At 69.5% G+C, this 24,394-nt stretch carries 23 protein-coding genes; 14 read left to right on the top strand and 9 right to left on the bottom strand.

Annotation, left to right across the window (positions count from 1 at the left end; genetic code table 11):
* Positions 1–30: 30 nt before the first annotated feature.
* Positions 31–630 (top strand): GNAT family N-acetyltransferase, encoded by a 600-nt coding sequence (locus NL114_RS08910; protein WP_254824436.1) that lies wholly within the window; start codon positions 31–33, stop codon positions 628–630.
* A gap of 126 nt (positions 631–756) precedes the next feature.
* Positions 757–1,233 carry a GNAT family N-acetyltransferase gene (locus tag NL114_RS08905; RefSeq protein ID WP_254824435.1) on the top strand — a complete coding sequence of 159 codons (477 nt, stop codon included), beginning with the start codon at positions 757–759 and terminating at the stop codon, positions 1,231–1,233.
* Between the two features lies 1 nt (position 1,234).
* Here NL114_RS08905 and NL114_RS08900 read toward each other — a convergent pair whose 3' ends face one another.
* Entirely contained in the window at positions 1,235–1,720 is a 486-nt protein-coding gene (locus tag NL114_RS08900) for a PaaI family thioesterase (RefSeq protein ID WP_254824434.1), read from the bottom strand.
* A gap of 266 nt (positions 1,721–1,986) precedes the next feature.
* Here NL114_RS08900 and NL114_RS08895 point away from each other — a divergent pair, with 266 nt between their 5' ends.
* Positions 1,987–3,957, top strand: coding sequence for an ABC transporter ATP-binding protein (locus NL114_RS08895; RefSeq protein WP_254824433.1), 1,971 nt, complete (start codon positions 1,987–1,989; stop codon positions 3,955–3,957).
* Positions 3,958–4,044: 87 nt separating this feature from the next.
* Positions 4,045–4,863, top strand: coding sequence for a DUF7551 domain-containing protein (locus NL114_RS08890; RefSeq protein WP_254824432.1), 819 nt, complete (start codon positions 4,045–4,047; stop codon positions 4,861–4,863).
* 293 nt (positions 4,864–5,156) lie between these two features.
* Here the strand turns inward: NL114_RS08890 and NL114_RS08885 are convergent, their stop codons facing one another.
* From NL114_RS08885 to NL114_RS08875, 3 genes are all read right to left on the bottom strand, one after another.
* Positions 5,157–5,606 carry a MaoC family dehydratase gene (locus NL114_RS08885; protein WP_254824431.1) on the bottom strand — a complete coding sequence of 150 codons (450 nt, stop codon included), beginning with the start codon at positions 5,604–5,606 and terminating at the stop codon, positions 5,157–5,159.
* A gap of 168 nt (positions 5,607–5,774) precedes the next feature.
* Positions 5,775–6,224, bottom strand: a complete 450-nt coding sequence (locus tag NL114_RS08880) for a TIGR00725 family protein (protein ID WP_254824430.1) — start codon at positions 6,222–6,224, stop codon at positions 5,775–5,777.
* Between the two features lie 51 nt (positions 6,225–6,275).
* Positions 6,276–7,010, bottom strand: a complete 735-nt coding sequence (locus NL114_RS08875; protein WP_254824429.1) for a YqjF family protein — start codon at positions 7,008–7,010, stop codon at positions 6,276–6,278.
* A gap of 98 nt (positions 7,011–7,108) precedes the next feature.
* Here NL114_RS08875 and NL114_RS08870 point away from each other — a divergent pair, with 98 nt between their 5' ends.
* From NL114_RS08870 to NL114_RS08860, 3 genes are all read left to right on the top strand, one after another.
* Positions 7,109–8,257, top strand: coding sequence for an acyl-CoA dehydrogenase family protein (locus NL114_RS08870; protein WP_254824428.1), 1,149 nt, complete (start codon positions 7,109–7,111; stop codon positions 8,255–8,257).
* 61 nt (positions 8,258–8,318) lie between these two features.
* Positions 8,319–8,726, top strand: a complete 408-nt coding sequence (locus NL114_RS08865) for a hypothetical protein (RefSeq protein ID WP_254824427.1) — start codon at positions 8,319–8,321, stop codon at positions 8,724–8,726.
* A 71-nt stretch (positions 8,727–8,797) separates the two neighbouring features.
* Complete coding sequence (locus tag NL114_RS08860; protein ID WP_254824426.1) at positions 8,798–9,874, top strand: guanosine monophosphate reductase; 1,077 nt, start codon at positions 8,798–8,800, stop codon at positions 9,872–9,874.
* A 598-nt stretch (positions 9,875–10,472) separates the two neighbouring features.
* Here NL114_RS08860 and NL114_RS08855 read toward each other — a convergent pair.
* Positions 10,473–11,510 (bottom strand): threonine aldolase family protein, encoded by a 1,038-nt coding sequence (locus NL114_RS08855; RefSeq protein WP_254824425.1) that lies wholly within the window; start codon positions 11,508–11,510, stop codon positions 10,473–10,475.
* A gap of 109 nt (positions 11,511–11,619) precedes the next feature.
* On the opposite strand from NL114_RS08855, the gene NL114_RS08850 reads away from it, so the two are divergent.
* Entirely contained in the window at positions 11,620–12,708 is a 1,089-nt protein-coding gene (locus NL114_RS08850; RefSeq protein ID WP_254824424.1) for an aminopeptidase, read from the top strand.
* Between the two features lie 204 nt (positions 12,709–12,912).
* Positions 12,913–14,007, top strand: a complete 1,095-nt coding sequence (locus NL114_RS08845) for an aminopeptidase (protein ID WP_254824423.1) — start codon at positions 12,913–12,915, stop codon at positions 14,005–14,007.
* 80 nt (positions 14,008–14,087) lie between these two features.
* Here the strand turns inward: NL114_RS08845 and NL114_RS08840 are convergent, their stop codons facing one another.
* Positions 14,088–14,696 carry a hypothetical protein gene (locus NL114_RS08840; protein WP_254824422.1) on the bottom strand — a complete coding sequence of 203 codons (609 nt, stop codon included), beginning with the start codon at positions 14,694–14,696 and terminating at the stop codon, positions 14,088–14,090.
* A 351-nt stretch (positions 14,697–15,047) separates the two neighbouring features.
* Entirely contained in the window at positions 15,048–15,179 is a 132-nt protein-coding gene (locus NL114_RS21625; RefSeq protein WP_286668312.1) for a hypothetical protein, read from the bottom strand.
* A gap of 282 nt (positions 15,180–15,461) precedes the next feature.
* On the opposite strand from NL114_RS21625, the gene NL114_RS08835 reads away from it, so the two are divergent.
* Together NL114_RS08835 and NL114_RS08830 are read left to right on the top strand one after the other, a co-directional pair.
* Entirely contained in the window at positions 15,462–15,908 is a 447-nt protein-coding gene (locus NL114_RS08835; RefSeq protein WP_254824421.1) for a peroxiredoxin, read from the top strand.
* Positions 15,909–15,954: 46 nt separating this feature from the next.
* On the top strand, positions 15,955–16,398 hold the full coding sequence (locus NL114_RS08830; protein ID WP_254824420.1) for a peroxiredoxin: 444 nt from the start codon (positions 15,955–15,957) through the stop codon (positions 16,396–16,398).
* A 78-nt stretch (positions 16,399–16,476) separates the two neighbouring features.
* On the opposite strand, the gene NL114_RS08825 is transcribed toward NL114_RS08830, so the two are convergent.
* Positions 16,477–16,953 (bottom strand): hypothetical protein, encoded by a 477-nt coding sequence (locus tag NL114_RS08825; protein WP_254824419.1) that lies wholly within the window; start codon positions 16,951–16,953, stop codon positions 16,477–16,479.
* 270 nt (positions 16,954–17,223) lie between these two features.
* On the opposite strand from NL114_RS08825, the gene NL114_RS08820 reads away from it, so the two are divergent.
* The 3 genes from NL114_RS08820 to NL114_RS08810 all read left to right on the top strand — a co-directional run bounded on the left by NL114_RS08820 (position 17,224) and on the right by NL114_RS08810 (position 22,867).
* Positions 17,224–17,814 (top strand): hypothetical protein, encoded by a 591-nt coding sequence (locus NL114_RS08820; RefSeq protein ID WP_254824418.1) that lies wholly within the window; start codon positions 17,224–17,226, stop codon positions 17,812–17,814.
* Between the two features lie 103 nt (positions 17,815–17,917).
* Complete coding sequence (gene leuS / locus NL114_RS08815) at positions 17,918–20,767, top strand: leucine--tRNA ligase (protein WP_254824417.1); 2,850 nt, start codon at positions 17,918–17,920, stop codon at positions 20,765–20,767.
* Between the two features lie 231 nt (positions 20,768–20,998).
* Positions 20,999–22,867, top strand: coding sequence for a cation:proton antiporter domain-containing protein (locus NL114_RS08810; protein WP_254824416.1), 1,869 nt, complete (start codon positions 20,999–21,001; stop codon positions 22,865–22,867).
* Positions 22,868–23,015: 148 nt separating this feature from the next.
* Here NL114_RS08810 and NL114_RS08805 read toward each other — a convergent pair whose 3' ends face one another.
* Positions 23,016–24,383, bottom strand: coding sequence for a serpin family protein (locus tag NL114_RS08805; protein WP_254824415.1), 1,368 nt, complete (start codon positions 24,381–24,383; stop codon positions 23,016–23,018).
* Between the last annotated feature and the right edge of the window lie 11 nt (positions 24,384–24,394).

Genomic DNA, 24,394 nt, shown 5'->3' with positions numbered 1-24,394 from the left:
TGAAGCCACGGGCGCCCGCCGTCACTCGCTATGGATGCCGAGGACGACGGGCACGGGAAGCGGGAGGCAGCGGACGGCATCGACGCCGGTGATACCGGGGTCGACAGCGTCCGGTTCCGCCGCTTCGACCCCTCGCACGACGACCCTGCCGACCTCCACGCCCTCCACGAGCGGGCGCTCCGAGACGCCGGCACCGACGCCGACGACGTGCCAGGCACGGAGGACCTCGACGCCATCCCGGCGACGTACCTCGACGGCGGGGAGTTCCTCGTCGGCGAGGCGGACGGGGCGGCGCCGTCCGGCATCGTCGCGATGGGCGGGTTCCGCCCCGCGAGCGACCTGTCGGCGGGCGGGCACGAGGGGTTCGCGGGCGGCGAGGCCGACCCCGCCGCGGCCGTCGAACTGTTCCGCATCGCCGTCGCACCCGAGATGCAGGGGCACGGAATCGGGGCCGCCATGCTGGAGGAACTGGAGCACCGCGCCGCCGGTGCGGGGTTCGAGTGGGTCGTCCTCACCACGGCGGCCCGCCAGCGCGCCGGCGTCGAACTCTACCGGTCGCGGGGCTACGAGGAGGTCGGGCGACTGCAGGAAGGTGCGTACGAGCTCGTCCGGTTCGAGAAACGGCTGTAGCCGGCTATATATTGGAAATGTACCCAGCTATAGACGAAGTACCAACTCCATCTCCTAATCCTGGCCACATTCTCTATATCCCCTGCAGCCGGTACCCTCAATCCCCTTCGGTTATCAGCATCGACCGTGACCGACGCCCTCTACCTGCGGCCCGTCGCGGCGACCGACGCCGAGCGGGTCCGTGCCGTCTACGAGCACGCGATGCGGGACGCGGATGCCTACCTCGCGGCGGCGGACCATTCGGACCTCGACGCTCCGACCGAGGCGTACGCCGACGGCGCGTTCCTCGTCGGCGAGGCAGGCGGCGAGGTGGTCGCGGTCGGCGGCCTCCAGCCAGTCGAACCGGGCGACGGCCCTCCGGCGTTCGAGATGACGCGCGTCGCCGTGTTGCCCGCGTATCAGGGACAGGGATACGGTCGGGCCGTCGTCCGGGCGCTGGAGGATGCCGCCCACGAGCGCGGTGCCGACCGGGTGGTACTGGAGACGGGCGAGGAACAGCGGGCCGCACAGGGCCTCTACGAGTCGCTGGGCTACGAGCGAGTCGAGCGGGTGTCGTACGCGGAGGGGCGGATTGTCGGCCTCCGGTACAGGAAGCGGCTGTGACCTACTCGCCCTCGTCGCCGTCGTTCCGTTCGGAGTTGAACAGCCGGTAGGCGCCCGTCCCCGCCGCGACCGGTTTCTGCCCCTCGCCGGGCACCTCGCTGACGACCTCGATGTAGGAGACGCCGACGCTGCCGCCCGCGCGGATGGGTTCGGCGGTCGCCACGAGGTCCCCGCCGGCTCGCCGGAGGTAGTTGACGTTGAGGTTGATGGTGGCGATGCCGTCGTTGACGGGGTCGGTGAGATACGGCCGGAGCGCGATGCCGCCGGTCGTGTCGACGAGCGTGGACGCGACGCCACCCTGCACCGTCGGCGGCTCGGTCGGGTTCGTGAGCTTCTCGTCGAACGGGATACGGCCCACGAGCCGGTCGGCGGTGAATTCCTCGACGGTGAACCCGAGCCACGACAGGAACTCGTGCTGGTTCTCGAGGTACTCCGTGATCATCGCCGCCGCGTCCTCGGGCATCTCGTGTGCTGGCTCGTCGGGCATTGGCGCTCTGGTATGGGGGTCCGTGGCATGTAGGTGGTGGTTCGGCGGTACGTCGTGGGGGACACTCCGGAGACTCGACGTTGTATGGCATCGCGTGCCCTCACGCTCCCGAATCGGGGGGTCAGAGAATCTCAGAGTCGTGAATCGAGATACATCGAAGCGACGGAGACCACCCCACGAGGTCGATATCGAGGATGCAGGTGTTCTCTACCACATATCGTCCCGATGAGTAACCCCTATCCGCCCGACTCCCCGACGACGAGTGAATGAGTGCGGCCGACGAGGAGAGCGTCTTCGACCGGTATCGCGCGGACATCGACCGGCCGATGCGGCGGCTGTTCGGCACCTACGGGAGCGACCGCCGGGGCTGGTTCGTGGTCGGCGTCCTCGCCAACCTGGTCGCGCAGTTCGCCTCGCTCGTCCCGCCGGTCGTCCTGGGCGCGGCCATCGACGGCGTGTTCGGGGTGGGCCAGTTCCGGCTCCCGCTCGTCCCGCCGGAGTGGCTCCCGCGCACGCAGGCCGCCGCCTTCGAGTTCTCGCTGGTCGCCATCGGCGGCGCGTTCGCCGTGACGGCGCTCGCGACCTGGGTGTACGGCGTCGCCGCCAACGAGTTCGCCCACGGCGTGATGCACGAGGTTCGCGTGGACTGCTTCGAGAAGCTCTCCGGACTCGATATGAGCTTCTTCGACGACAAGCAGACCGGCGAGGTGCTCTCCATCCTCTCCTCGGACACGGAGAACCTGGAGCTATTCCTCGACGACGCGCTCGTCTCCAGCGTCCGCCTCGGGACGCTGTTGCTGGGTATCGCGGTCGTCCTGTTCCTCGAACAGCCGTACCTCGCGGTCGTCACCCTCGTCGCGGTCCCGGTGATGGTGCTGTTCACGGCGTGGTTCATGCGCGCCGCGGAGCCGCGCTACGCCGCCCGTCGCTCCAGCGTCGCCAACCTGAACACGCGCATCGAGAACGCCGTCGCAGGCGTCGAACTGACGAAGGCCACCGCGAGCGAACCGTACGAGACCGACCGCGTCCGTGGCGCCAGCCGCCGGCTGTTCGAGGATACGATGCATATGCTCCGGCTGTCGTACTTCTACCGTCCGGGGATGGAACTGCTGGCGGGGCTCTCCTTCGCCCTGACATTCGGCGTCGGCGGGTACTGGCTGCTGGTCGGCCCGCCAGTCGCCGGCGCCGACCCCCTCCAGGTCGGGACGTTCGTCACCTTCCTGTTGCTGACCCAGCGGTTCGTCTCGCCGCTCGCGGAGGTCTCGGAGATCGTCGACCGCTACGAGAACGCGAAGGTCTCCAGCGAGCGCGTCTTCGGACTGATGGACATCCCGCCGACGGTGACCGACACCGAGGACGCGGTCGAACTGACCGACGTGGAGGGCCACGTCGCGTACGAGGACGTGACGTTCGCGTACCCCGAGGGCCCGGGCGACGCGGACGCAGCCGACACCGAGCGCGGGGGCCGCGACGCCACCGCCGACGGCGGCACCGACGAGGGGCCCGTCCTCGAGGACGTGAACTTCGAGGCCGAGCCGGGCGAGACGGTGGCGCTCGTCGGCCCCACGGGCGCGGGCAAATCCACCCTCGCGAAGCTCCTCCTCCGGCTGTACGACACGACCGAGGGCGCGGTCCGGGTCGACGGCCACGACGTGCGCGAGGTGACCCGCGACAGCCTCCGCGATGCAGTTGGCTACGTCGGGCAGGATGCGGTCCTCTTCGACGGGTCCATCGCCGAGAACGTCCGGTACGGCCGGTTCGAGGCCGACACGGACGCGGTCCGGAAGGCCTGCCGCGCGGCCGAGGCCCACGACTTCATCACGGACCTGCCCGCGGGCTACGACACCCGGGTCGGCGAGCGCGGAGTGAAGCTCTCGGGCGGCCAGCGCCAGCGTATCGCCATCGCCCGGGCGATGCTGCGCGACCCCGCGGTCCTCATCCTCGACGAGGCCACCTCCGCGGTCGACACCGCCACGGAGGCGCGTATCCAGCGCTCGCTCGACCGCCTCAGCGAGGACCGCACCACGCTCGCCATCGCCCATCGGCTCTCGACGGTCACCGACGCCGACCAGATACTCGTGATCGAGGACGGCCGGGTCGTCGAGCGGGGCACGCACGCGGCGCTGAAGGACGACGGCGGCCTCTACGCCGCGCTCTGGGCCGCACAGGCCGGCGAGGGTGTCGTGGACGAGCTGGTCGACCGGGCCGACATCGACGACCGGGGGACTCCCCCCTGACCCGGCGCCCCCGCTCCGGTACGGTTAAGTTGTTTTAGGCTGGCCAAAACGACATGGTGAACGGCATCGAGCGCCGGGAGGTGGCCGATGGTCGGTCGTGACCTGCACGAGCTGCGCGAGCGCATCGAGGCGCTCGCCGTCTCCGCCGGCCGGTTCGAGGTCGTCTGTGCCCGCACGGGTGAACAGCCGTTCCCGGTCGCCGACGCGCGCTTCCCGGACCGTGAGTCGGCGGCCGAGGCCGCCGCCCTGGCCGGCCGCTACCGGGCGGCGCTCCGGCGCTACGACGAGCGCCTCCCGCCGCTGGACCTCGTGGCCTGCGAGGCGCTCCCCGACGACCCGCCCCGACCGCACGCGACGGCGATGGTCGAGTTCTGCCACGACCTCGCCGGCGCGACCTTCGAGGCGCTCTCCGCGCAGGGGTTCGACGCGGTCGAGCGGACCGTGATGGACCGCTACCTCGACGCCGCCGAGACAGTTGGTCGAGACGAGCTCTGCTGCTCGCTGCTGCGCACCGCGGCCGCCGAGCTGGCCGAGCGGCTCGCCCCGACCGAGCAGGCGCTCGTCCTCTCCGACGCCGCCGGACGGCTCTCGGCCCCGGCGACGGTCTCGCCCGACCCCGTCGACGGGGTGTTGCTGCGGCTCCGCACGCTCCGGCTGGTGGAGGATTTCGAGACCCACGACTACCTCGACGGCGACGCGCGACGCGCCACGGTGGTGCTCGACGGCTACGTGCTGGCCGGCGGCGATTCGAGCGGCTGCCCCACGCTGCCGCTCTCGCTTGGCCTCCTCCGTGCGGGGCGCCGCCCGGCCGTCACGCGGGCCGCCCGCGACGGCGACCGCTGGGAACTCGGCCTGACCCTCGACGCGACCCGCCCCGAGGGGCTCTGCCGGGCGCCCGTGGGGTAACCGGCGCGTGGTGTGACTCCCGAGTTCTGGCTGCTCGCTCGACTGGTTCCGGGACCAGGAAGCGCGCTCGCGCCATCGCTGTGAAGGCCGCGACCGCAGGGAGCGTGCCGGAACACCGCGGCGTCCTCGTGGGCGAAGCGAACGAGGGCTCGTCAGAGCTTGCTCTGACGGAAGTCGAGCGGGCGGGGGCTTTCTACGGATATCCGTCGGAGTTCTCGTCGTAGAGCGTCCGGGGCTTCCAACAGGATCCCGTCGTGCCCGTTGCCACCGACGTTCTCCGATTCTACACCCTCTCAGGGGTCGCGCATCGGGAACAGCAACAGCCCGGTCATCGTCATCACGGGCGTCCCGTTCTGCTTGCGCGTCGTCGTCTCGCTCTCCATGACGCCGACACCGGCCATCCCGTCCCAGGGTTCCTTGCCGACGACCTCGGTCTCCACCGTCAGCGTATCGCCGGGTCGAACCGGCTGTTTCCACCGCAGGCCGTCGATGCCGGCCGCACCCATGGCCCCCGAGTCGTTGAGGTAGTTCTCCACGAGCATGTTCATCGTCATCGCCGCCGTGTGCCACCCGCTGGCGATGAGGCCGCCGAACAACGTCTTCTTGGCCTCCTCCGGGTCGACGTGGAACGGCTGTGGGTCGTACTGCTCGGCGAACTCGATGATCTCCGCCTCCGACACCTCGTACTCGCCGAACGAACGTTCCTCGCCGACCGTGATGTCCTCGTAGTACTGGTCTGCCATACCCGCCGCCACGCCCGTCAGTCAGTAGGTGTTTCGGTCGGCTAGGCTACCGAAAAGAACCACAAACAGCCACCATAATACCCATTTTATACGATTAGTGCTAACACTTCCTATTTATCTCGGCCCTTCATGCCAGAACAAGACGGTAGCCAGGGAAATTGCACACACTCACAACCGCCGTTCGACGCTCTCGACTGCGGCCTCGGGCAAGTCGACCGCCTCGAAGCCGTCGAACGCGGACAGGTCGTGCGTGTCCAGCCCCGCGACCGGCGTTCCGTCGTCGAGCGCGAGCGCCAGTTCCGAGAGGGTCCCCGTCGCGCCGTCGACCGCGACGACGCCGTCGCCGTTCAGGACGACCATGACGTTCCGGCCGTTGCCCATCCCCGTGACGATGGGCGTGTCGACGTACTCGTTCGCGGCGGACGGGTCGGTACCCTTGAGGATGCCGACGGTGTGGCCGCCGGCCGCCTTCGCACCGCGGCAGGCCGCCTCCATCACACCGCCGTACCCGCCGCAGACGACGGTGTGGCCGCGCTCGCCGCAGAGTCGGCCGACCTCGCGGGCCCGCTCGTAGGTCGCCTCGTCCACCCGACCGCCGCCGATGACGCTGACGCGCATATCCGGGCCTCTCCCCCCATCGGCGAAAACCTCCCGAACGGCGGGCTCGTCCTACCGGCGCGTCGTCACGACCGACTGGAAGCCGGGGCTGTAGTGGAGGTGTGGCTCGCCCGAGAGGTCGAGACCGAGCGGGCGCCCCAGCGAGTTCGTCGTCACGTCGGCCGTCGCGGGGGCGACCTGCCACGGGTCGCGGTCGATCTCGCCGACGCGGACACCCGGCCCGGCCCGGGCGAGGTACGGCGAGGGCTGGCCGGCGTCGGTGAACCAGTGCCGGCGCTCGATACAGAACTCGGCAAGCGATCCGGGTTCGACCGGTTCGGCCGTCCCGTCGGGCGCGTAGTCGGCGGTGAGCGCCGCGGCCGGCTGGCTCGCCTGCGACCGGCGGCTCCGGAAGGAGACCGACTCGACCGCCTCGCTCCCCCGCCGGATGTCGACGCTCGTCGACGCGACGTAGCAGGGTATCCCCATCGCGCTGTGGAGCGCCGCCGCCCCGACCCGGGTGCCGGCGTCGACCGAGAGGAAGTAGACCCCCGGCTGGTCGTCGTGGCGGACGTACGTCCGGAGGTTGACCTGGCCGAACGCCGTCGACGGCCACAGCCCCGCAGGCAGGGCCTTCGGCCGTGCCTCCGTCACCTCGAACGCGAGGACGCTCGCCCACGCCGAGCCGTCGTACGTATCGAGGGCGAGCCCCGCGGGCAGGTGTGGCCGGAGCTGGTCGGCGTCGACCCGCCAGTGGACGAACAGCACCGCCCGGCCGGTGGTCGTCAGGGCGGTGTCCATGCGCATACGCACCCTTGCGGGCGGGGGGTCTTGCCGTTTCGGGCCGGGTACTCCGGTGCCTTTTGAGGGACAACCTACTTCCCGGCGCCCACCGCGCGTGGGCCATGGTCACACTCACCGACGAACAGCGGATGCTGGTCGACGTCCTCGACGACATCGCACGCGAGGAGTTCGCCGACGACGCGTTCACGCACGACGGCTTCCCGTGGGAGAACGTCCGCACCCTCGCGGAGCACGACCTCTGGGCGGTCAACCTCGGCGAGGAATGGGGCGGCGGCGGCCTCTCGGAGTTCGCCGCGGTGCTGGCCATCGAGACGGTCGGCGCGGTCTGCCCGGAGACGGCGAACGCGCTCTACGGACAGACGATGGTCGCGCCGCGCGCCGTCGAGATGTTCGGGAGCGAGGCGCTCAAGCAGGAGTACCTCCCGCCGGTCTGCGCGGGCGAGTCCGCCATCGCCATCGGCATCAGCGAACCCGGCGCCGGCAGCGACGCCGGCGCGATGGAGACCACCGTCACCGAGACCGACGACGGCCTCCGGCTCTCGGGCGAGAAGATCTGGCTGAGCTACGTCCCCGCCAGCGACGCCGTCGTCGTCTGGGCGCGCTTCCCCGACGGCAACCTCGGGACCGTCCTCGTCGACCTCGACGCGCCCGGCGTCGACGTCCACGAGCACTACACCAACATGGCGGGCCACACGCAGACCCACCTGTTCTTCGAGGACGTGGCGGTCCCCGAGGAGCAGGTGCTCGTCCGCGGGAAACAGGCGCTCAAGGAGCAGCTGAAGGCGCTCAACTGGGAGCGGGTCGGGAGCGCCGCGTACGCCATGTCGATGGCACGCTGCGCGCTGGAGCACGCCATCGACTACGCTGGTGACCGCGAACAGTTCGGCCAGCCCATCGGTGAGTTCCAGGGCCTGCGGTGGGAGGTGGCCGACGCCGTCAAGGAGTACACCGCCGCGCGAGCGCTCACGCACGAGGCGGCCGCGAACACGCGAGGGGGCGGGGACGTACCCGCGCACCCGGACCGCCTGCGCGCGAGCATCGCGAAGTTCCACGCCTCCGACACCGCCGAGTCGGTCGTCAGCGACTGCCTCCAGGTGTTCGGCGCGACGGGCTACCAGCAGGGCCACCCACTGGAGTTCCTCCACCGGCTGGCGCGCGGCCGCCCCATCGCCGCCGGTACCAACGAGATCATGCGCGAGAACATCGCCGACGAGGTGTTCGACGGCGGCGGCCTGCCGTCGCTGGGGTGACGACATCGGCCGCGGACGGGGAGACGGTCCGGCTTTCCGGCCGCGGCCCCTACACACGGGCATGGACACGCTCGAACTCCCCACCGGCGGGACGGTGACGCCGGCGGACGTCTTCTGCTACGAGGGCTATCCCTACCGGTTCGTCCCGGCCGACGACCGCCCGGGGACCAACGCCCGCGTCGAGGGCCCCGGCCCGGGGCCCGACGAGGTGCAGTTCTACCTCGTTCCGCTGTACTGGGGCGGCGGGGACATGGACGTCCCCTTCCCGGACCGCGAGGCGCTGGTCGAGCAGTGGGACGACGCGCGCGGCGTCCTGACCGACGAGGAGTGGCGCGACTGGCTGGTCGAGTCACGCGCGGACGACCGGTTCGACGACGCCGAACTCGACGCCATCGCCGAGGAGTTGGGCCTCGACGGCGGGCGGGGCGGGGGCGGCCTCCTCGCCCGCGTGCGGCGGCTGCTGGGGTGAGACGTCGGCGACTCCATCCGGTGAACCGAACGCCTAAACGCCTCGCCCCCGTGCCCACCTAGGGTTCGAACATGTCAGCAGACGACCCCGCTATCCGCACGGGGCTCTCCTACGACGACGTGCTGGTCGTCCCGGCACGGTCCCCCGTGGACTCCCGGAGCGACGTCTCGCTCGCCACCCACCTGACCGACGACATCGCGCTGGAGACGCCCATCCTGAGCGCGCCGATGGACACCGTGACGGGACCGGAGCTCGCGGTCGCGCTCCACGAACTGGGCGGGTTCGGCACCATCCACCGCTTCCAGACCGTCGAGCACCAGGTCGCCGCCATCGAGGAGACGGTGGCGCAGGGCGCCCGCGTCGGCGCCGCGCTCGGCATCGACGAGGCGTACCGCGACCGTGCCGAGCGCGTCCTCGAGGCGGGGGCGGAGTGCCTGATGGTCGACGTGGCCCACGGCCACATGGAGGCGGCCCTCGACGTGGTCGAACACGTCGCGAGCGAGTTCGACGCCCCGCTCGTCGCGGGCAACGTGGCCACCGAAGCGGGCGTGGCCGACCTCGCGGCGGCCGGCGCGGACTGCATCAAGGTCGGCGTCGGTCCCGGCTCGCACTGCACCACGCGCGAGGTGGCCGGCGCCGGCGTCCCGCAGTTCACGGCCGTCCGCGACTGTGCCCGCGCCGCCGCGGAGTACGGCGTCCGCACCATCGCCGACGGCGGCATCTCGGGGTCGGGTGACGCCGTGACCGCTCTGCTCGGGGGCGCGGACACCGTGATGATGGGCGGGTTCTTCGCGGGCACCGACGAGGCACCCGGCGAACTCGTCGAACACGCCGGGAGCCGCTACAAGCGCTCGCACGGGATGGCCTCGACCTCCGCGAACGAGGCGCGCTCGGACAAGGCCGCCGCGGAGTCCGCCCCGGAAGCCGACGAGGGCGTCGCCGGACTGGTCCCCTACCAGGGGTCGCTGTCGAGCGTCGTCCCCGAGTTCCTCGCGGGTATCCGCTCGGGGGTGAGCTACGCGGGCGGCCACACGCTGGCCGAGGCCCGCGAGGGCGTGGCGTTCGTCCGCGTCACGGAGGCGGCGAAGGCCCGGTCGGGGTCGCACACGTTCGTCCGTGACGAGACGCGGCCCGCTGGTGGTGATTGAACACCCATACGATTCAATTAATTTGTCAATTTTATATGTAATGTGCTTATTTCCTTCCTAATTTAGATATTGGCTGATAAACTGGAGGACGACAACGTGACCTACGAAGCCCTCGCGCGCTCGCCCTTCGAGTCCACCAGGGAATTGAATGTGTCACGGGCGCGGTGGCCCTACCCTTCCCCAGGTCGCACGGGTTCGCTTCGCTCACCACGCGCTCCCGGCCCGTGGATTGTAGCGGGTGCGCACCGCCGTCAGTCGAACGGGCGCGCGCTGGCGGCTGTGCCGCAGGCCAGCCGCCGCCCAGCGCGCGAGGGACGAGAAGCGCAGGGAGCGAAGCGACCGAGCATCGCAGGCGGTTGGGGAGGTATGAGGCCAACGGCTACTGACTGACGAATCCGCGGTCCTGGTGGAATCGAAGGGCGAGCGCTCTGGACGAAGCACGACGACGCAAGCACCGCAGGGAGCGAGCGGTGCGAGCGAGCGAGGAGCGCAGCGAGGCGCGCGAGTCCAGAGCGCGAGGGCTTCGGAGGCAGTTCCGTTGCCATCTTGAGAGAGCGCGAGGGCTTCGGAGGCAGTCATCCCACGGAAATATTCCCACTCACACAACCTGCGAGACCCGCTCGACGACCGCCTCCACGTCCGCACGACTCACATCCAGGTGCGTACAGAACCGGACCTGATGGTCGTCGAACGGCACCGCCAGCACCCCCACATCCCCACACCGCTCGAGGAACGCCTCGGCCGGGTCCTCCGTGTCCACCAGCACGATGTTCGTCTCCGGGTCGTGTGCGGCGAGCCCGTCCAGTTCGTCCAGCCCGTCCGCCAGACGCTCGGCGTTCCGGTGGTCCTCGGCGAGGCGGTCGCGGTTCTCCAGCGCGCGAAGGCCGGGCGCCGCGATGATGCCGGCCTGCCGCATCCCGCCACCGAACAGCTTGCGATGCCGCCGGGCGGCCTCGACGAACTCGGCGTCGCCGGCGAGCATCGAGCCGACGGGGGCGCCCAGCCCCTTCGAGAGGCAGAACATCACCGAGTCCACCTCGCGGGTGAGGCGCGCGGCCGGCACGTCCAGTGCGGCCGTGGCGTTGAACAGGCGCGCGCCGTCGAGGTGGACGGGCACGTCGTGAGAGTGCGCGGCATCGGCGGCGGCGTCGATGCGCTCGGGGGCGATAGCGGTACCACCCTTCGCGTTGTGCGTGTTCTCCAGGCACAGCAGCCCCGTCCCCGGCCGGTGGCCGTCGGCCGCGACGTGGCCCGCGTGGACCGCCTCGGGCGTGACGACGCCGCGGTCGCCGCCGTCGACGGTGCGGACCTGCAGGCCCGAGTGCTGGGCGAGGCCGCCGAGTTCCCACCGGTAGACGTGGCTGTCGCGCTCGACGAGGGCCTCCTGCCCCTGCTCGGTGTGGGTGCGGGCGGCGACCTGGTTGCCCATCGTCCCCGTCGGGACGTAGAGGGCGGCCGCCATCCCCACGAGGTCGGCGGCACGAGCTTCGAGTTCGTTGACGGTGGGGTCCTCGCGGTAGACGTCGTCGCCCACGTCGGCGTCGCGGGCGGCCGCTCGCATCGCGTCGCTCGGGCGCGTGACCGTATCGGAGCGGCAGTCGATGGGGTCGTCGTGGTCGGTGTCGGCGGCAGGCATGGCTCCACGTTTCGGGTCGAGCGGCATAGGGGCGGCGGGTGGACGGGAGACTGTTGCACGAGTCCAGCGTGGCGGAAACGGTATGCCGGGCCCCCTCGAATCCGGGCACATGGACCCGCGTATCCGAGAGCACGCACAGGTGCTCGCCGACGCCATCGACCTCTCCGAGGGCGACAACCTCGTCATCAAGTCCGAGCCCGCCGCCGAGGACCTCGTCGTGGCCCTCTACGAGGTCGCCGGCGACCGTGGCGCACACCCGCTCCACATCACCACCAACCGGAGCGGCCGCGCCATCCGAAACTACCTCCGTGCCGCCGAGGAGTCCGGGATGGCGTTCGAGACGCCGCCCCACGAGCAGGCGCTCGTCGAGGCGGCCGACTGCCACGTCGTCATCCGGGCCCACGGCAACGTCACGGAGATGGTGGACGTGGACGACGACCTCAACGCTGACTACGAGTCCGCCCACAGCCCCATCCTCAACGAGCGGCTCACCGACCGCTGGACGCTCACCCAGCACCCCACCCCGGCGAACGCCCAGCTGGCCGAGATGTCCACGGAGGCCTACCAGAACTTCGTCTACGACGCCATCAACAAGGACTGGGACGCCCAGCGCGAGTTCCAGGAGCAGATGGTCGAGATCCTCGACGCTGGCGAGGAGGTCCGCATCGTCTCCGGCGACACGACGGACGTGACCATGTCCATCGCGGGCAACATCACCATCAACGATACCAACTCCAACAACCTCCCCGGCGGCGAGGTGTTCACCGCCCCCATCCCCGACAGCGTCGAGGGGGAGGTCCTGTTCGACAAGCCCGTCTACCGCCGCGGCAAGGAGGTCACCGGGGCCCGGCTCGTCTTCGAGGACGGTGAGGTCGTCGACTACAGCGCCGAGAAGAACGAGTCGTTCCTGGGGAGCATCCTCGATACGGACCCCGGCGCGCGACGGCTCGGGGAACTCGGCATCGGGATGAACCGCGACATCGACCGGTTCACCTACAACATGCTGTTCGACGAGAAGATGGGCGACACCGTCCACATGGCGGTCGGCCGCGCCTACGAGGCCAACGTCGGCGAGGGCAACGAGCAGAACCAGAGCGCCCAGCACGTCGACATGATCGTGGACATGAGCGAGGACTCGCGCATCGAGGTCGACGGCGAGGTCGTGCAGGAGGACGGGACGTTCGTCTTCGAGGAGTGAGCGGTTCCGAGCGGAGCGAGGAACCGCAGTAGCGAGCGGGGAGCGTAGCGACCCGCGAGCAGTGAAAGGCGCCGACCAGCGGGAGGCGCCTGGTACCCGAACGACGACCGTCGGGAGCCGCGAGAACGGGGTTGAGGCGTCGCCTGGTGCGACGCCGGGGGGGTGTCCGGGCGATTTTTCGCGGATTGGCCCCTACATGGGGATATGGACCCCCGCATCCGGGAACACGCCGAGGTGCTCGTCGACGACTGCGCCGAGATAGCGGCCGGCGACCAGGTTGTCATCGTGGCCCACCACACCGCCGAGGACCTCGTGGTCGCGGTCGCAGAACTGGTCGGCGAGCGCGGCGGCATCATCCATCACTCCCTCGGGAGCTCCCGGGCCCGTCGAGCGCACAAGCTCGCCGCCGACGAGGAGACGCTCGACCAGCAGAACGAGATCGCGCTCGCCGCGTACGAGGCCGCCGACGCCGTCGTCCAGATCCGCGGCGAGCAGAACCTCAACGAGACGGGCGACGTGCCGCCGGAAAAGAACGCCGTCGCCAAGCGCGCCAACATGGCGGTCCAGGAGGCGTTGCTCGACTCGCGGTGGGTGCTCACGCAGTGGCCCTCGACGGGCTACGCCCAGAAGGCCGAGATGTCCACCGAGGCCTACGAGGAGTTCGTCTGGAACGCCGTCAACAAGGACTGGGACGCCGTCAGGGAGCATCAGGCCCAGCTCGTCGAGTTGCTCGACCCGGCCGACGAGGTCCGTATCGTCTCGGGGGACACCACCGACGTCCGGATGTCCGTCGCCGGCAATCACGCGAAGAACGACGCCGACGACAACAACATGCCCGGCGGCGAGGTGTTCACCGCGCCGGTCGTCGACAGCGTCGAGGGGGAGGTCCTGTTCGACAAGCCGGTTCTCATCCAGGGCCGGGAGGTGCTGGACGTGCGGCTCGTCTTCGAGGACGGCGAGGTCGTCGAACACGAGGCGACGAAGAACGAGGACCTGCTGACGAGCCTGCTGGAGACCGACGAGGGGTCGAGCCGGCTGGGCGAGCTCGGTATCGGGATGAACCGCGACATCGACCGGTTCACCTACAACATGCTGTTCGACGAGAAGATGGGTGACACCGTCCACATGGCCATCGGCCGGGGCTACGAGGAGACCGTCGGCGAGGACAACGAGCGCAACGAGTCGACGGTCCACGAGGACATGATCGTGGACATGAGCGAGGACTCGCGCATCGAGTTCGACGGCGAGGTCGTCCAGCGGGACGGCACCTTCGGGTTCGAGGAGAGCTTCGACGGGTGACCCCGGCAGTCACGCCGTCGCAGACCGGCTCACGACCCGTCCGTGCCGGTCGGGGGTGGTCAGCGGTTCGCTGCGTCCAACTACCCGTCATGAGGCCCGGTATCGGGGTCGCCGGACCGCATCGCAACGCCGCACATCGGGCAGAAGCTGATCTCCCTGTAGTCGGTGAGGTCGGCCTCACAATCGGGGCACTGCCGACCTGCCTGCCCCCCTGAATTCGCCGGACGGTCGTCCGCGACGACCTCCTCGATCGGGAGGTACTCCCCGCGGTCCGGTTTCAGCACGCCGAGCAGCTCCAACTCCAGGCTGGATATCGGAGCCGTTCTCGCGTCCGATCGTTCCGCAGCCCAGTGTATCGGAATCGGTGAGGTAGAGACGCGAGAGAACCTCGGTACGTCCTCCCCCGCGTAACTATCCACTCTGATGAGGAACTCGGTCTTCCCACCCACGAGCCGCGTTTCGGTCTCCGGCTCTTCGTTGTACCCGCTGGAGTGAACGTCGATGAACGTCACCTCCCGTATCTCGAAACGTAGCCGGTCCCGGTCCGCGATCACATCCGACCGGTTCTGCAGCAGTTCTCCGACGGTGGTCGCCGTCGTGTCCGCGCTATCGACGATTTCGGCCCGTTCGGCATCGAACTCGTATCCCGACAGCTTGTTGCCGGGCTCGGACTCCAGTCTGACCTCCATTACGGTGCGTATCCCGGTCGGTCACGTAATCAGGATTCGCCTCTACGAACGGACCCGACACGACAGCCCCCCGGCAGAAGGGTGTTCACAGCGCCAGCCATCGACAGCGTGGTGCAGCGCGCTGTCGACGACCCGGTCGGACCGGGAGACGCTGGATGGACGGCTGTTTTCGAACAGGAACGAACGCCGGCGGAGAATGCCGGCGAGTGGACAGCGGCGTGCTGGCGCGGTGGGCGCCAGCCACATGGACTTCGGTGCCGGCGTGACAGGGCGCCGGCGGGCCGGACGGGCGCACATGGCGACGCCCGCCCGATGCAGGTATGGCTGGATGGAGGCGCGGGCCGAGCCTGGTCAGATCCCCTCGTTACAGACCGAGCAGCGGCTCTCCTGGGCCTCGTGGTCCCAGACCAGCGTACCCTCGTTGCACTCGTAGCACGGCGCGTAACTCGCCGACGGACCCGATGGGGGCAGTGACGCGGACATTACACTCGACAAACATCGAGCGATGTGCATAAAGCTTGGGCATAGTGGTGTTAATATGCTCTAGAAGTGTTCATATAGATTCGAAATCTGCTATCAGATTGAACTACACAATATCATAACCAGAGGTCACTCGACGGTCGTCCGGTTCCCGGTCACTCTGAGTGGGAGGACTGGACGACCCGCGGAATCCGGGCCACGAACCGGGCACGCGTCCGCTCGTGGCGAGCCGGACCGACGGACGAGACCGGCAGTCGTATGCCGCGTGCGGGGGAACCACCGTGCATGCTCGAACCGGGCGACCCGGCACCGGACGTCAGTGCGCCCAACCAGCACGGCGACACCGTCTCCCCCGAGTGGGCGGGCGTGGCGGTCGTCTACTTCTACCCGGAGGACGAGACCCCTGGCTGTACGGTCGAGGCCCAGCAGTTCACCACCGAGGCCGAGAGCTACGCCGACGCCGGCGTCACCGTCTACGGCGTCTCGACGGACGACGTGGGGAGCCACGCCGACTTCGCCGAGAAGGAGGGCATCGAGTTCGACCTGCTGGCCGACCCCGAGGAGGCGGTATGCGAGGCGTTCGGTGTCCCCCGCATCACCGGCCGGGCGAAACGGACGACGTTCGTCATCGTCGACGGGGAGGTCGAGTGCGTCTACGAGGGCGTCGACCCGGATGGCCACGCCCGCGACCTCCTGCTCGACCTGATGGACGACGGCGTCGTCGACCTGTAGCGGACCGACCCAAACCGGTATCCCATCCCCGACCGAAGCGGGGGCCATGCTCGACGCAGGCGACGCAGCACCCGAGGTCAGCGCACCCAACCAGCACGGCGACACCGTCACCCTCGACTTCTCCGGGCCGACGGTCGTCTACTTCTACCCCAAGGACTTCACGGGCGGCTGCACCATCGAGGCCAACGACTTCGAGGAGCACCTCCCCGCGTTCGAGGACGCCGGCGTCTCGGTGTACGGCGTCTCGATGGACGACGTGGAGAGCCACGCCGACTTCGCCGAGGAGGAAGGCGTCACCTTCGAACTGCTGGCCGACCCCGAGGGCGAGGTGGCCGCCGCGTTCGGCGTCGACACGGACGAGGGCTACACCGACCGCGTCACCTTCCTCCTGAACGACGGCGCGGTCGTCGCGGCGTACGACCCCGAGCTGGCCGACCCCGCCGGCCACGCACAGGAGGTGCTGGACGACGCGACGGAACTGATGGCGTAACCAACCACCGATTCTCGAACTGAAGCCGACTTTCTGTTCTGAATTGCCGAGTAACCTGATTTCCGTGCAGGTTGATAGCTAACGCGAGTAGTTCGCCAGCTCCGAGACAGTTGCTGCCGCCTCGTCGACCGCGGCCTGCCAGCCGTCCGGTCGCTCGCCGCCCCGCTTCGGTGGGTCGAGGTCCACCGTGACCGGGTGGTAGGAGAGGCCATCGAGGGTGTCCGAAGCCACGTTCCCGACGAACTCGGCGTTCTGCCGCTTCGAGGAGACGCCACCGCGCGCGAGGTCGTAGTACCGGGTGAACAGGTGGACCACGACCACGCGGTCGGCGTCGATGGACCCCTCCGAGAGGTGCCGGAACAGTTTGGCCGCGTTGTCCGAGGGGTCCGCACGGCGCCACTCCAGTTCGACCGCGACGAGCAGGTCCTCGCCCGACCCGACCACGTCGACGGGCGTCCCGGCGACGTGGTACTCCGTGGTCCAGTCGAGCGAGGGACGGTCCGTTGCGAGTCGCTCGCGGAGGCGGGCAGCCACGTCACGAGCGAACGCGCCCATCGAGCTGGGCGAGCGGCGCCCCGAGCTTGAGCGTTACGCCGCCCGGTGTGCGAGCAGTGCAGCGCCGACCAGCGCGACGGGGGGAGCGACGGGACCGAAGCCGGGTTGCCCACCGGTTCCGGTCCCGCCCGACGGCGGTTCGGTCGGCGTGCCCGCCGCGGTCGGTGAGATCTGCTGCCGCTGATACGTGCTGTGGCGAACGGTCGAGTACTTGAAACGGCGGGTAGAGCCGGCAGCAGTGTGATGGAACGAAATCCCGTTCGTACGGCCGTGAGCGAACGCCGCGCCCTGCAGGACAGCCGATACCGACGTACGGACGGTGCCGACGAGACGGTCCCCGAGCGTTCCCGACTCTGGGTCGCCATCGACACCGCCTGGCTATGGGCCGTGGCGGTGTGGGCTCGTATCGTGGCCGGCGCGGTCTGGGCGGTCACCGCGTTCTACGTCGGCCTGTTGCTCGACGCCGCCGGCGTGCCCGTCACCGAGACCGTCGGCGCCGTCGTGGCCGCCGCACCGTTCGTGTCCACGGTCGGCAGCGGTGCGCCGACGCTGCTCGCGACCGCCGCGTTCCCGGTGGGGATGCTCTGGACGCTCCGCGGGGACGACAGGTCGACGATGCACCGCCGGCGCCTCATCGCCCTCTCGCTGCTGGTCACGCTCCCGGTGGTCCTGCAGGCCGTGGAGCTCATCCTCGTCGGGACCGTGAACACGCTCCTGAGCCAGGGCGTCGCCGTCCCCGGGGGGCCGCTCCGGGCGTTCTACCACGTCGCGACCACGCTCGCCGTCGCCTACGGCGCCGCGATCCTCTGGTACCGGATGCAGACGGGGCCCCGCCGGAGCCGCTGGGACACGTACTACTGAACCGACGACACGTTCCGCCGTTCTCGCCGGTCACCACGGCCACCCTGCCACACGTTCACGACGATGAGACGGGTATTTAGGCCCCGCCGTACGCATTCGGGGTATGAGCTACGACCCCGCCAGTATCGAGGCCCGGTGGCGCGACCGGTGGCGCCAGGAGGGCTACTACGAGGCCGATCCCGAGGACGACGGGGACGCGACGTTCATCACCGTCCCGTACCCGTACCCGTCGGGTGGGATGCACGTCGGGCACGCCCGTACGTACACGGTTCCGGACGTGTACGCCCGCTACCGGCGACTGCAGGGCGACAACGTCCTCTTCCCCATCGCGTGGCACGTCACCGGTACCCCCATCATCGGCGCCGTCGAGCGGCTGAAGAAGGGCGAGGAGGAGCAACTCAGCGTCCTGCGTGACACGTACAACGTCCCCGAGGACACGCTGCAGGACCTGGAGACGCCGATGGGGTTCGCCCGCTACTTCATCGAGGAGCACTACAAGAAGGGGATGCAGCAACTGGGGCTCTCGGTCGACTGGCGCCGTGAGTTCACCACGAACGACGAACGCTACTCGAAGTTCATCACCTGGCAGTACCGCACCCTGAAGGAGCGCGGCCTGCTGGAGAAGGGCCTCCACCCGGTCAAGTTCTGTACCAACGAGAACAACCCCGTCACCACGCACGACCTGCTGGAGGGTGAGGAGGCCGAGTTCCAGGAGTACACGCTCGTGCGATTCCGGGACAGCGAGGGGACGGTGCTGCCGATGGCGACCCTGCGCCCGGAGACGGTCCGGGGTGTCACCAACGCCTTCGTCGACCCCGACGGCGAGTACGTCCGCGCCGAGGTCGACGGCGAGGAGTGGGTCGTCTCGGCGCAGGCCGCCGAGAAGCTGCGCCTGCAGGACCACGAGGTCGAGGTCGTGGAGGAACTGGGCGGCGCCGAACTGGTCGGCGAGCGCGTCACCAACCCCATCACCGACGATGAGGTACTCATCCTGCCCGCATCGTTCGTCGACACGGACAACGCGACGGGCGTCGTCATGTCGGTCCCGGCGCACTCGCCGGACGACTACATGGCCCTGCAGGAAGCCAAAGAGCGGGCGGACGAGATGACCGAGTACGGCATCGACCCGGACGAGGTCCGGGCCATCGAGCCGGTCCCCATCCTCACCATCGAGGGGTACGGCGAGATTCCCGCCCGCGACGCCGTCGAGGAGTACGACGTGCAGAGTCAGGACGACCCCGCGCTGGAGGAGGCCACCCAGGAGCTGTACAACCGTGAGTTCCACCAGGGCAAGCTGATCGACGCGTACGGCGAGTACGCCGGCGAGACCGTCGAGGACGTGCGCGAGCGGTTCCGCGAGGACTACAAGGACCGGGGCGCGTTCGGTTCGATGCAGGAGTTCACCGAGGAGGTCATCTGTCGCTGTGGCGGCGCCGTCGAGGTCGCCAAGCAGGAGACCTGGTTCCTGCGCTACAACGACGAGGACTGGAAGGCGAAGACCAAGCGCCTCGTCGAGGGTCTGGACGCCATCCCCGACAACACGCGCGAGCAGTACACCCACACCGTCGACTGGCTGAACGAGTGGCCCTGCATCCGGAACTACGGGCTGGGCACGCGCCTGCCGTGGGACGAGGACTTCGTCATCGAGCCCCTGTCGGACTCGACCATCTACATGGCCTACTACACCATCGCCCACCGGCTGGACGACATCCCGCCCGAGGAGATGGACCAGGCCTTCTTCGACACGCTGTTCTACGGCGCGGACGCCGTCGAGGACCCGGACGAGCGCGCGCTCTCCTTGCGCGAGGAGTGGGACCACTGGTACCCGGTCGACTACCGCGTCTCCGCGAACGACCTCATCTCGAACCACCTGACGTTCTACCTCTACCACCACGCCGAGCTGTTCGACGAGCGCAACTGGCCGGAGGGTATCACCATCATGGGGATGGGCCTGCTGGAGGGCCAGAAGATGTCCTCCTCGAAGGGCCACGTCGTCCTGCCGGGCGAGGCCATCGACGAGTACGGCGCCGACACCGTCCGGTTCTTCCTGCTGAACAGCGCGGAGCCGTGGCAGGACTACGACTGGCGCGACGAGGCCGTCTCGTCGGCCCACGGCCAGCTGCGCCGGTTCTACAACCGCGCGACCGAGGTCATTGAGCAGGATGCCCCCGACGACCAGCCGGACCTGCGCCCCATCGACGAGTGGCTGCTGTCGAAACTGCAGGGCGTCGTCCGCGAGGCGACCGAGGCCCTGGAGGGCTTCGAGACCCGGACCGCGAGCCAGGCCGCCTTCTACGCGATGGAGGAGCACCTGCGCTGGTACCGCCGCCGCGCGGACATGGACCGCGAGGGAGCGCGCTGGACGCTCCGGCACGTCCTGAGCCAGCGGCTGCGCCTGCTGGCACCGTTCACGCCGTACCTGACGAACGAACTGCACGAGGAGCTCGCCGGTGAATCGGCCGAGACCGCCGGCTGGCCCGACGTAGACGAGGCCCGCGAGGACCCGACTGTCGAGGTCAGGGAGTCGCTCGTGGAGTCGCTCACCGACGACATCAACGACATCGTGGACGTGACCGGCACGGACCCCGAGGTCGTGCGCGTCTACACCGCCGCGGACTGGAAGCGGAGCGTCTTCGAGCAGGTGGTCGAAACCGGCCCGGACGTGGGCGCGGTGATGTCCGAGGTCATGTCGGACCCGGACCTGCGCGAGCGCGGGAACGAGGTGAACCAGCTGGTGCAGGAACTGGTCGAGTTCGTCCGCGAACAGGACGACGACCGGCTGGCCATCCTCGAGGCGGCAGACGAGGCCGACGTGTACGCCGACGCCGTCGGCTTCTACGAGCGCGAGTTCGACGCCGACGTGCGCGTCCTCGACGAGGGCGCCGACCCCGATGACCCCGGCGACAAGGCCGGTGACGCGGTGCCGTTCCGCCCGGCCATCCACATCGAGTGACGGTGCACGGGTCCGGACGGTCGGTCACTCGTCCGTCGCCGCGCGGTCGCTCCGACATCCGCCTCGGCCGGTCGGCAGGACCCCGGAGACGAATGTTGATTAGGCACACACCCCTACCGAGCGACCGAACGCGGAGCGGTGTCCCATCCGAGACCGTCGGACGATTCCCTCGCAACCGATGATGGCACGCACGACACATGTCCGGCGCTCGCCCGCCCGGGGAGGGAGGGGATGAGCGCCGCCATCGAACTCATCAGCGTCGTCGTGACGATAATGGGGTTGGGCGTCGCCTCGCAGGTCCTCGCGGACCGGCTGCGGGTGCCGAGCGTGGTGTTCCTCATCCTGGCGGGCGTCCTCGTCGGGCCGGAGGGACTCGGCATCATCACCCCGTCGGTCTTCGGGGAGACCCTCCAGGCCATCGTCGGGCTGAGCGTCGCCATCATCGTGTTCGAGGGGGCGTTCCACCTGCGGATCGAGCGGCTCAGGGGGGCCCAGCGGGAGACACTCCTGCTGGTCACGCTCGGCGCGTTCGTCTCGCTGGTCGGCACGGCCGTCGTCGTCCGGTACGCGCTGGGCGCGCCGTGGGACGTGGCCTTCCTCATCGGGTCGCTGCTCATCGCGACGGGCCCCACGGTCATCACGCCGATAATGAACGTCGTGCCCGTCCGCGAGCGCGTCGCCTCGACGCTCGAGACCGAGGGGGTCGTCAACGACGTCACGGCGGCCATCCTGGCCATCGTCACCTTCGAGTACATCCTCCTCGGGTCGCAGGGGCCCCTGGCGCTCGTCGGGGAGTTCGCGCTCCGGTTCGGCCTCGGCATCGCCGTCGGCGGGGCCATCGCCGCGGGGCTGTGGTACGTCCTCCGGCACGGCACGCAGGCGGTCGAGAACGCCCCGCAGAACGCGCGGCTCATGGTGCTGGTCTCGTCGCTGGCGATGTACGGCGTCGCGGAGGTGCTGGGCGCGCGGTTCGGCGCCTCCGAGGCCGGCATCGCGGCGGTCGCGACCGGCGGGTTCGTCCTCGGCAACACGGACATCCCCTACCGGGACACCGTCGAGCAGTTCAAGGGCGACGTCTCGTTGCTGGTCATCGCGTTCGTGTTCATCACGCTCGCGTCGCTGCTCTCGCTGGAGGACCTGCTCTCGCTGGGGCCCGGGGGAATCGTCGCCGTCGTCGTCATCGCGGCCGTCGTCCGGCCGCTGGGGGTGCTGCTCAGTACCGGCGGCGGCCGGCTGACGAACCCCGAACGGCTGTTCATCAGCGCGCTGGGCCCGCGGGGAATCATCCCCGCCAGCGTCGCGACCCTCTTCGCACTGGAGCTCCAGGGCACCAACCAGACGGCGGCGACGACGCTCGTGGGCACCGTCTTCCTCGTCATCTTCGCCACCGTCGTGATTGAAGGCGGCCTGGCCCGTCACATCGCGCAGGCGCTCGACGTGATACCAATGCGTGCCATCATCATCGGCGGCGGCCGGGTCGGTCGCGAACTCGCGGAGCGGCTCGAGGGGCGCGGCGAGGAGGTCGTGCTCATCGAGCGGGACGAGCAGGTCTGTGAGGAGCTCCGGGGGCGGGGGTTCACCGTCCACAAGGGCGACGGGACACGGCAGGAGGTGCTGGAGCGGGCCGGCGTCGGGAACGCCCGCATCGTCGCGGCGTCGACCCAGGACGACGACGTGAACCTCCTCATCGGGCAGCTCGCGAAGAACACGTACGGCATCGAGACGGTCGTCGCCCGCGTGAACGAGCCGTCCAACCTCGACGCGTTCGAGGACCTGGACGTCGAGGCCATCTCCACCTCGATGTCGGTCGCGTGGTCGATGGACAACGTCATCGAACGGCCGGGCATCTCGAAGTGGATGACCGAACTCGACCGCGACGGCGACGTCCAGGAGGTCGAGGTCACCTCCGAGGACCACGCCGGGAAGACGGTCGCGACGCTGGGTGAGGAGCTGCCCGAGGGGTGCCACCTGGCGCTCATCAGTCGCGACGAGACCAACCGACTCCCCGAGGCCGACGACACCATCGAGCTGGGCGACCACCTGACGTTCATCGGCCGGCGGTCGGCCGTCCGCGAGGCCATCGACTACTGTACCAGCTGATGGCGGGCGAGCGCGGGCACGGTTCCGGCCGAGCACGGCGTCGGACGCAGGGGCGCTGAGATTCAGTCTCGACAGCCACCATAGAATGACAATGCTTCGTACATTATCCGGCGTGTTTGTTCTCTAATGAGCAAATATCTGCATAATGTCAGGAATTCACGCTCGGGTCCGTCACCCGGCCGAGGAACAGCACGGCGTCGGTCGGCCGGTCGCGGATGCAGAACAGGAACGGCCGGTTGAGGGTGATGGAGGGATGGCCCGACACCTGGTCTCCGAGGCTCGCCGAGATGGCCACCGCGACCGTCCCCTCCTCGTCGACCGCGACGTAGGTGTCCTGGACGACGTGGCTGAGATGGAGACCGTCGGCCGCACCTGGTGGGTCGGTCATTCCGCCGAAGTTGGCAGTCTGGGGGTCGAACGCCGTCGTCATCCCCAGCCGCTTCAACGGGTCGTTCAGTTCGAACTCGTTCGCGAACGTGAACTTCGGCATCGTCACCGACGCCTCCCCGGGGTCGCGTTCGTCGAACTCGTCGAACCGTGACTGCAGCCACGCGCCGTCGATAGCTGCCTCCAGCTCCGCGAGCGAGCGGTCGTGCTCGGGAACGACGAGCACCATGCTCACGTCGCCGCCGACGTACGGGAGTTCCGCGACGCGATAGCCCAGCCCGACGTCGCTCTCGTCGGGGTGTTGCCACAGGAGGGCGAACTCCCCCTCCTGATGCATCAGCGGCACGTCGACGGTCGAGCCGTCCGGGCGGGTGAACTCCCCGCGTTCGGTGTCATCCGGGTCGAACGGCTGCTGCCAGTCCGCGCGCAGCGCGACGGCGTTCGTGAGGGCGAACTTCGTGAACCCCGTGACGGTTCCCGGTGCCAGTAGCTCGTCGACCCGGCCGTCGGAGGCGCGCTTCCCCCAGTCGTTGATGCGCCGGCGGGCGGCCTCCGGCGACGACTCGAAGTCCACCTCGCGGAGGTCGGCCCCGTAGTTCTCGGCCAGCGTCTCGCGGAACGCGTCGGCGAAGGGGTAGCCCGTCTGTCCCCAGAACGCGTTCGCCAGCCCCAGCGAGAACCGGTTGACGTTCCACAGCTGCGGGAACTCCCGGTGCTGGACGCCCCGGCCGCGGCCGTCGAGGTCGTGCTGGAGGGCGCCGACGGCGGGGTGGAGCCGGTCCTGCTCGAGCGGGAAGTGACAGCCCTCGGCCATCCGGCGCTCGGTCTCGCCGCGCGCGCCGGCCCACGTCATCGCCAGCGCGCTCGAGAGGCCGAGCGGTGACACCATCGCGTTCGGCTCGTCGTCGGGGAGTTCCGAGAGGAGGTCGAGGCCGAAGGCGGTGCAGCCCCGGGCGTACGCGTCGACAGCCTCGTCGCTGGCGTCCGGCCTGCCGTCGGGACCACTCACCTCGGCGCCGCCGGCGCCACGGAAGGTGTCGACGCCGAGTGCGCCGGCGAGCCCCAGTCCCGCGAGGCCGACAGCCTGGCGGCGGGTCAGGTCGATGTCCGGGTCGAGGCGCTCGCGCATGGCCCGCCCGT

Origin of the sequence: Haloglomus halophilum (genome assembly GCF_024298885.1) — an archaeon.
GTDB lineage: Archaea > Halobacteriota > Halobacteria > Halobacteriales > Haloarculaceae > Haloglomus > Haloglomus halophilum.
Note: the sequence above shows the minus strand (reverse complement) of the source record. Positions and strands in the feature narration are given on the sequence as shown.

What these genes read in the sequence shown, in the direction of transcription:
- NL114_RS08910 (WP_254824436.1), top strand. Translation starts at nt 31, where the DNA reads ATGGATGCCGAGGACGACGGGCACGGGAAGCGGGAGGCAGCGGACGGC.
- NL114_RS08900 (WP_254824434.1), bottom strand. Translation starts at nt 1,720, where the DNA reads ATGCCCGACGAGCCAGCACACGAGATGCCCGAGGACGCGGCGGCGATG.
- NL114_RS08895 (WP_254824433.1), top strand. Translation starts at nt 1,987, where the DNA reads ATGAGTGCGGCCGACGAGGAGAGCGTCTTCGACCGGTATCGCGCGGAC.
- NL114_RS08890 (WP_254824432.1), top strand. Translation starts at nt 4,045, where the DNA reads ATGGTCGGTCGTGACCTGCACGAGCTGCGCGAGCGCATCGAGGCGCTC.
- NL114_RS08885 (WP_254824431.1), bottom strand. Translation starts at nt 5,606, where the DNA reads ATGGCAGACCAGTACTACGAGGACATCACGGTCGGCGAGGAACGTTCG.
- NL114_RS08880 (WP_254824430.1), bottom strand. Translation starts at nt 6,224, where the DNA reads ATGCGCGTCAGCGTCATCGGCGGCGGTCGGGTGGACGAGGCGACCTAC.
- NL114_RS08875 (WP_254824429.1), bottom strand. Translation starts at nt 7,010, where the DNA reads ATGCGCATGGACACCGCCCTGACGACCACCGGCCGGGCGGTGCTGTTC.
- NL114_RS08870 (WP_254824428.1), top strand. Translation starts at nt 7,109, where the DNA reads ATGGTCACACTCACCGACGAACAGCGGATGCTGGTCGACGTCCTCGAC.
- NL114_RS08865 (WP_254824427.1), top strand. Translation starts at nt 8,319, where the DNA reads ATGGACACGCTCGAACTCCCCACCGGCGGGACGGTGACGCCGGCGGAC.
- NL114_RS08860 (WP_254824426.1), top strand. Translation starts at nt 8,798, where the DNA reads ATGTCAGCAGACGACCCCGCTATCCGCACGGGGCTCTCCTACGACGAC.
- NL114_RS08855 (WP_254824425.1), bottom strand. Translation starts at nt 11,510, where the DNA reads ATGCCTGCCGCCGACACCGACCACGACGACCCCATCGACTGCCGCTCC.
- NL114_RS08850 (WP_254824424.1), top strand. Translation starts at nt 11,620, where the DNA reads ATGGACCCGCGTATCCGAGAGCACGCACAGGTGCTCGCCGACGCCATC.
- NL114_RS08845 (WP_254824423.1), top strand. Translation starts at nt 12,913, where the DNA reads ATGGACCCCCGCATCCGGGAACACGCCGAGGTGCTCGTCGACGACTGC.
- NL114_RS08840 (WP_254824422.1), bottom strand. Translation starts at nt 14,696, where the DNA reads ATGGAGGTCAGACTGGAGTCCGAGCCCGGCAACAAGCTGTCGGGATAC.
- NL114_RS21625 (WP_286668312.1), bottom strand. Translation starts at nt 15,179, where the DNA reads ATGTCCGCGTCACTGCCCCCATCGGGTCCGTCGGCGAGTTACGCGCCG.
- NL114_RS08835 (WP_254824421.1), top strand. Translation starts at nt 15,462, where the DNA reads ATGCTCGAACCGGGCGACCCGGCACCGGACGTCAGTGCGCCCAACCAG.
- NL114_RS08830 (WP_254824420.1), top strand. Translation starts at nt 15,955, where the DNA reads ATGCTCGACGCAGGCGACGCAGCACCCGAGGTCAGCGCACCCAACCAG.
- NL114_RS08825 (WP_254824419.1), bottom strand. Translation starts at nt 16,953, where the DNA reads ATGGGCGCGTTCGCTCGTGACGTGGCTGCCCGCCTCCGCGAGCGACTC.
- leuS (WP_254824417.1), top strand. Translation starts at nt 17,918, where the DNA reads ATGAGCTACGACCCCGCCAGTATCGAGGCCCGGTGGCGCGACCGGTGG.
- NL114_RS08810 (WP_254824416.1), top strand. Translation starts at nt 20,999, where the DNA reads ATGAGCGCCGCCATCGAACTCATCAGCGTCGTCGTGACGATAATGGGG.
- NL114_RS08805 (WP_254824415.1), bottom strand. Translation starts at nt 24,383, where the DNA reads ATGCGCGAGCGCCTCGACCCGGACATCGACCTGACCCGCCGCCAGGCT.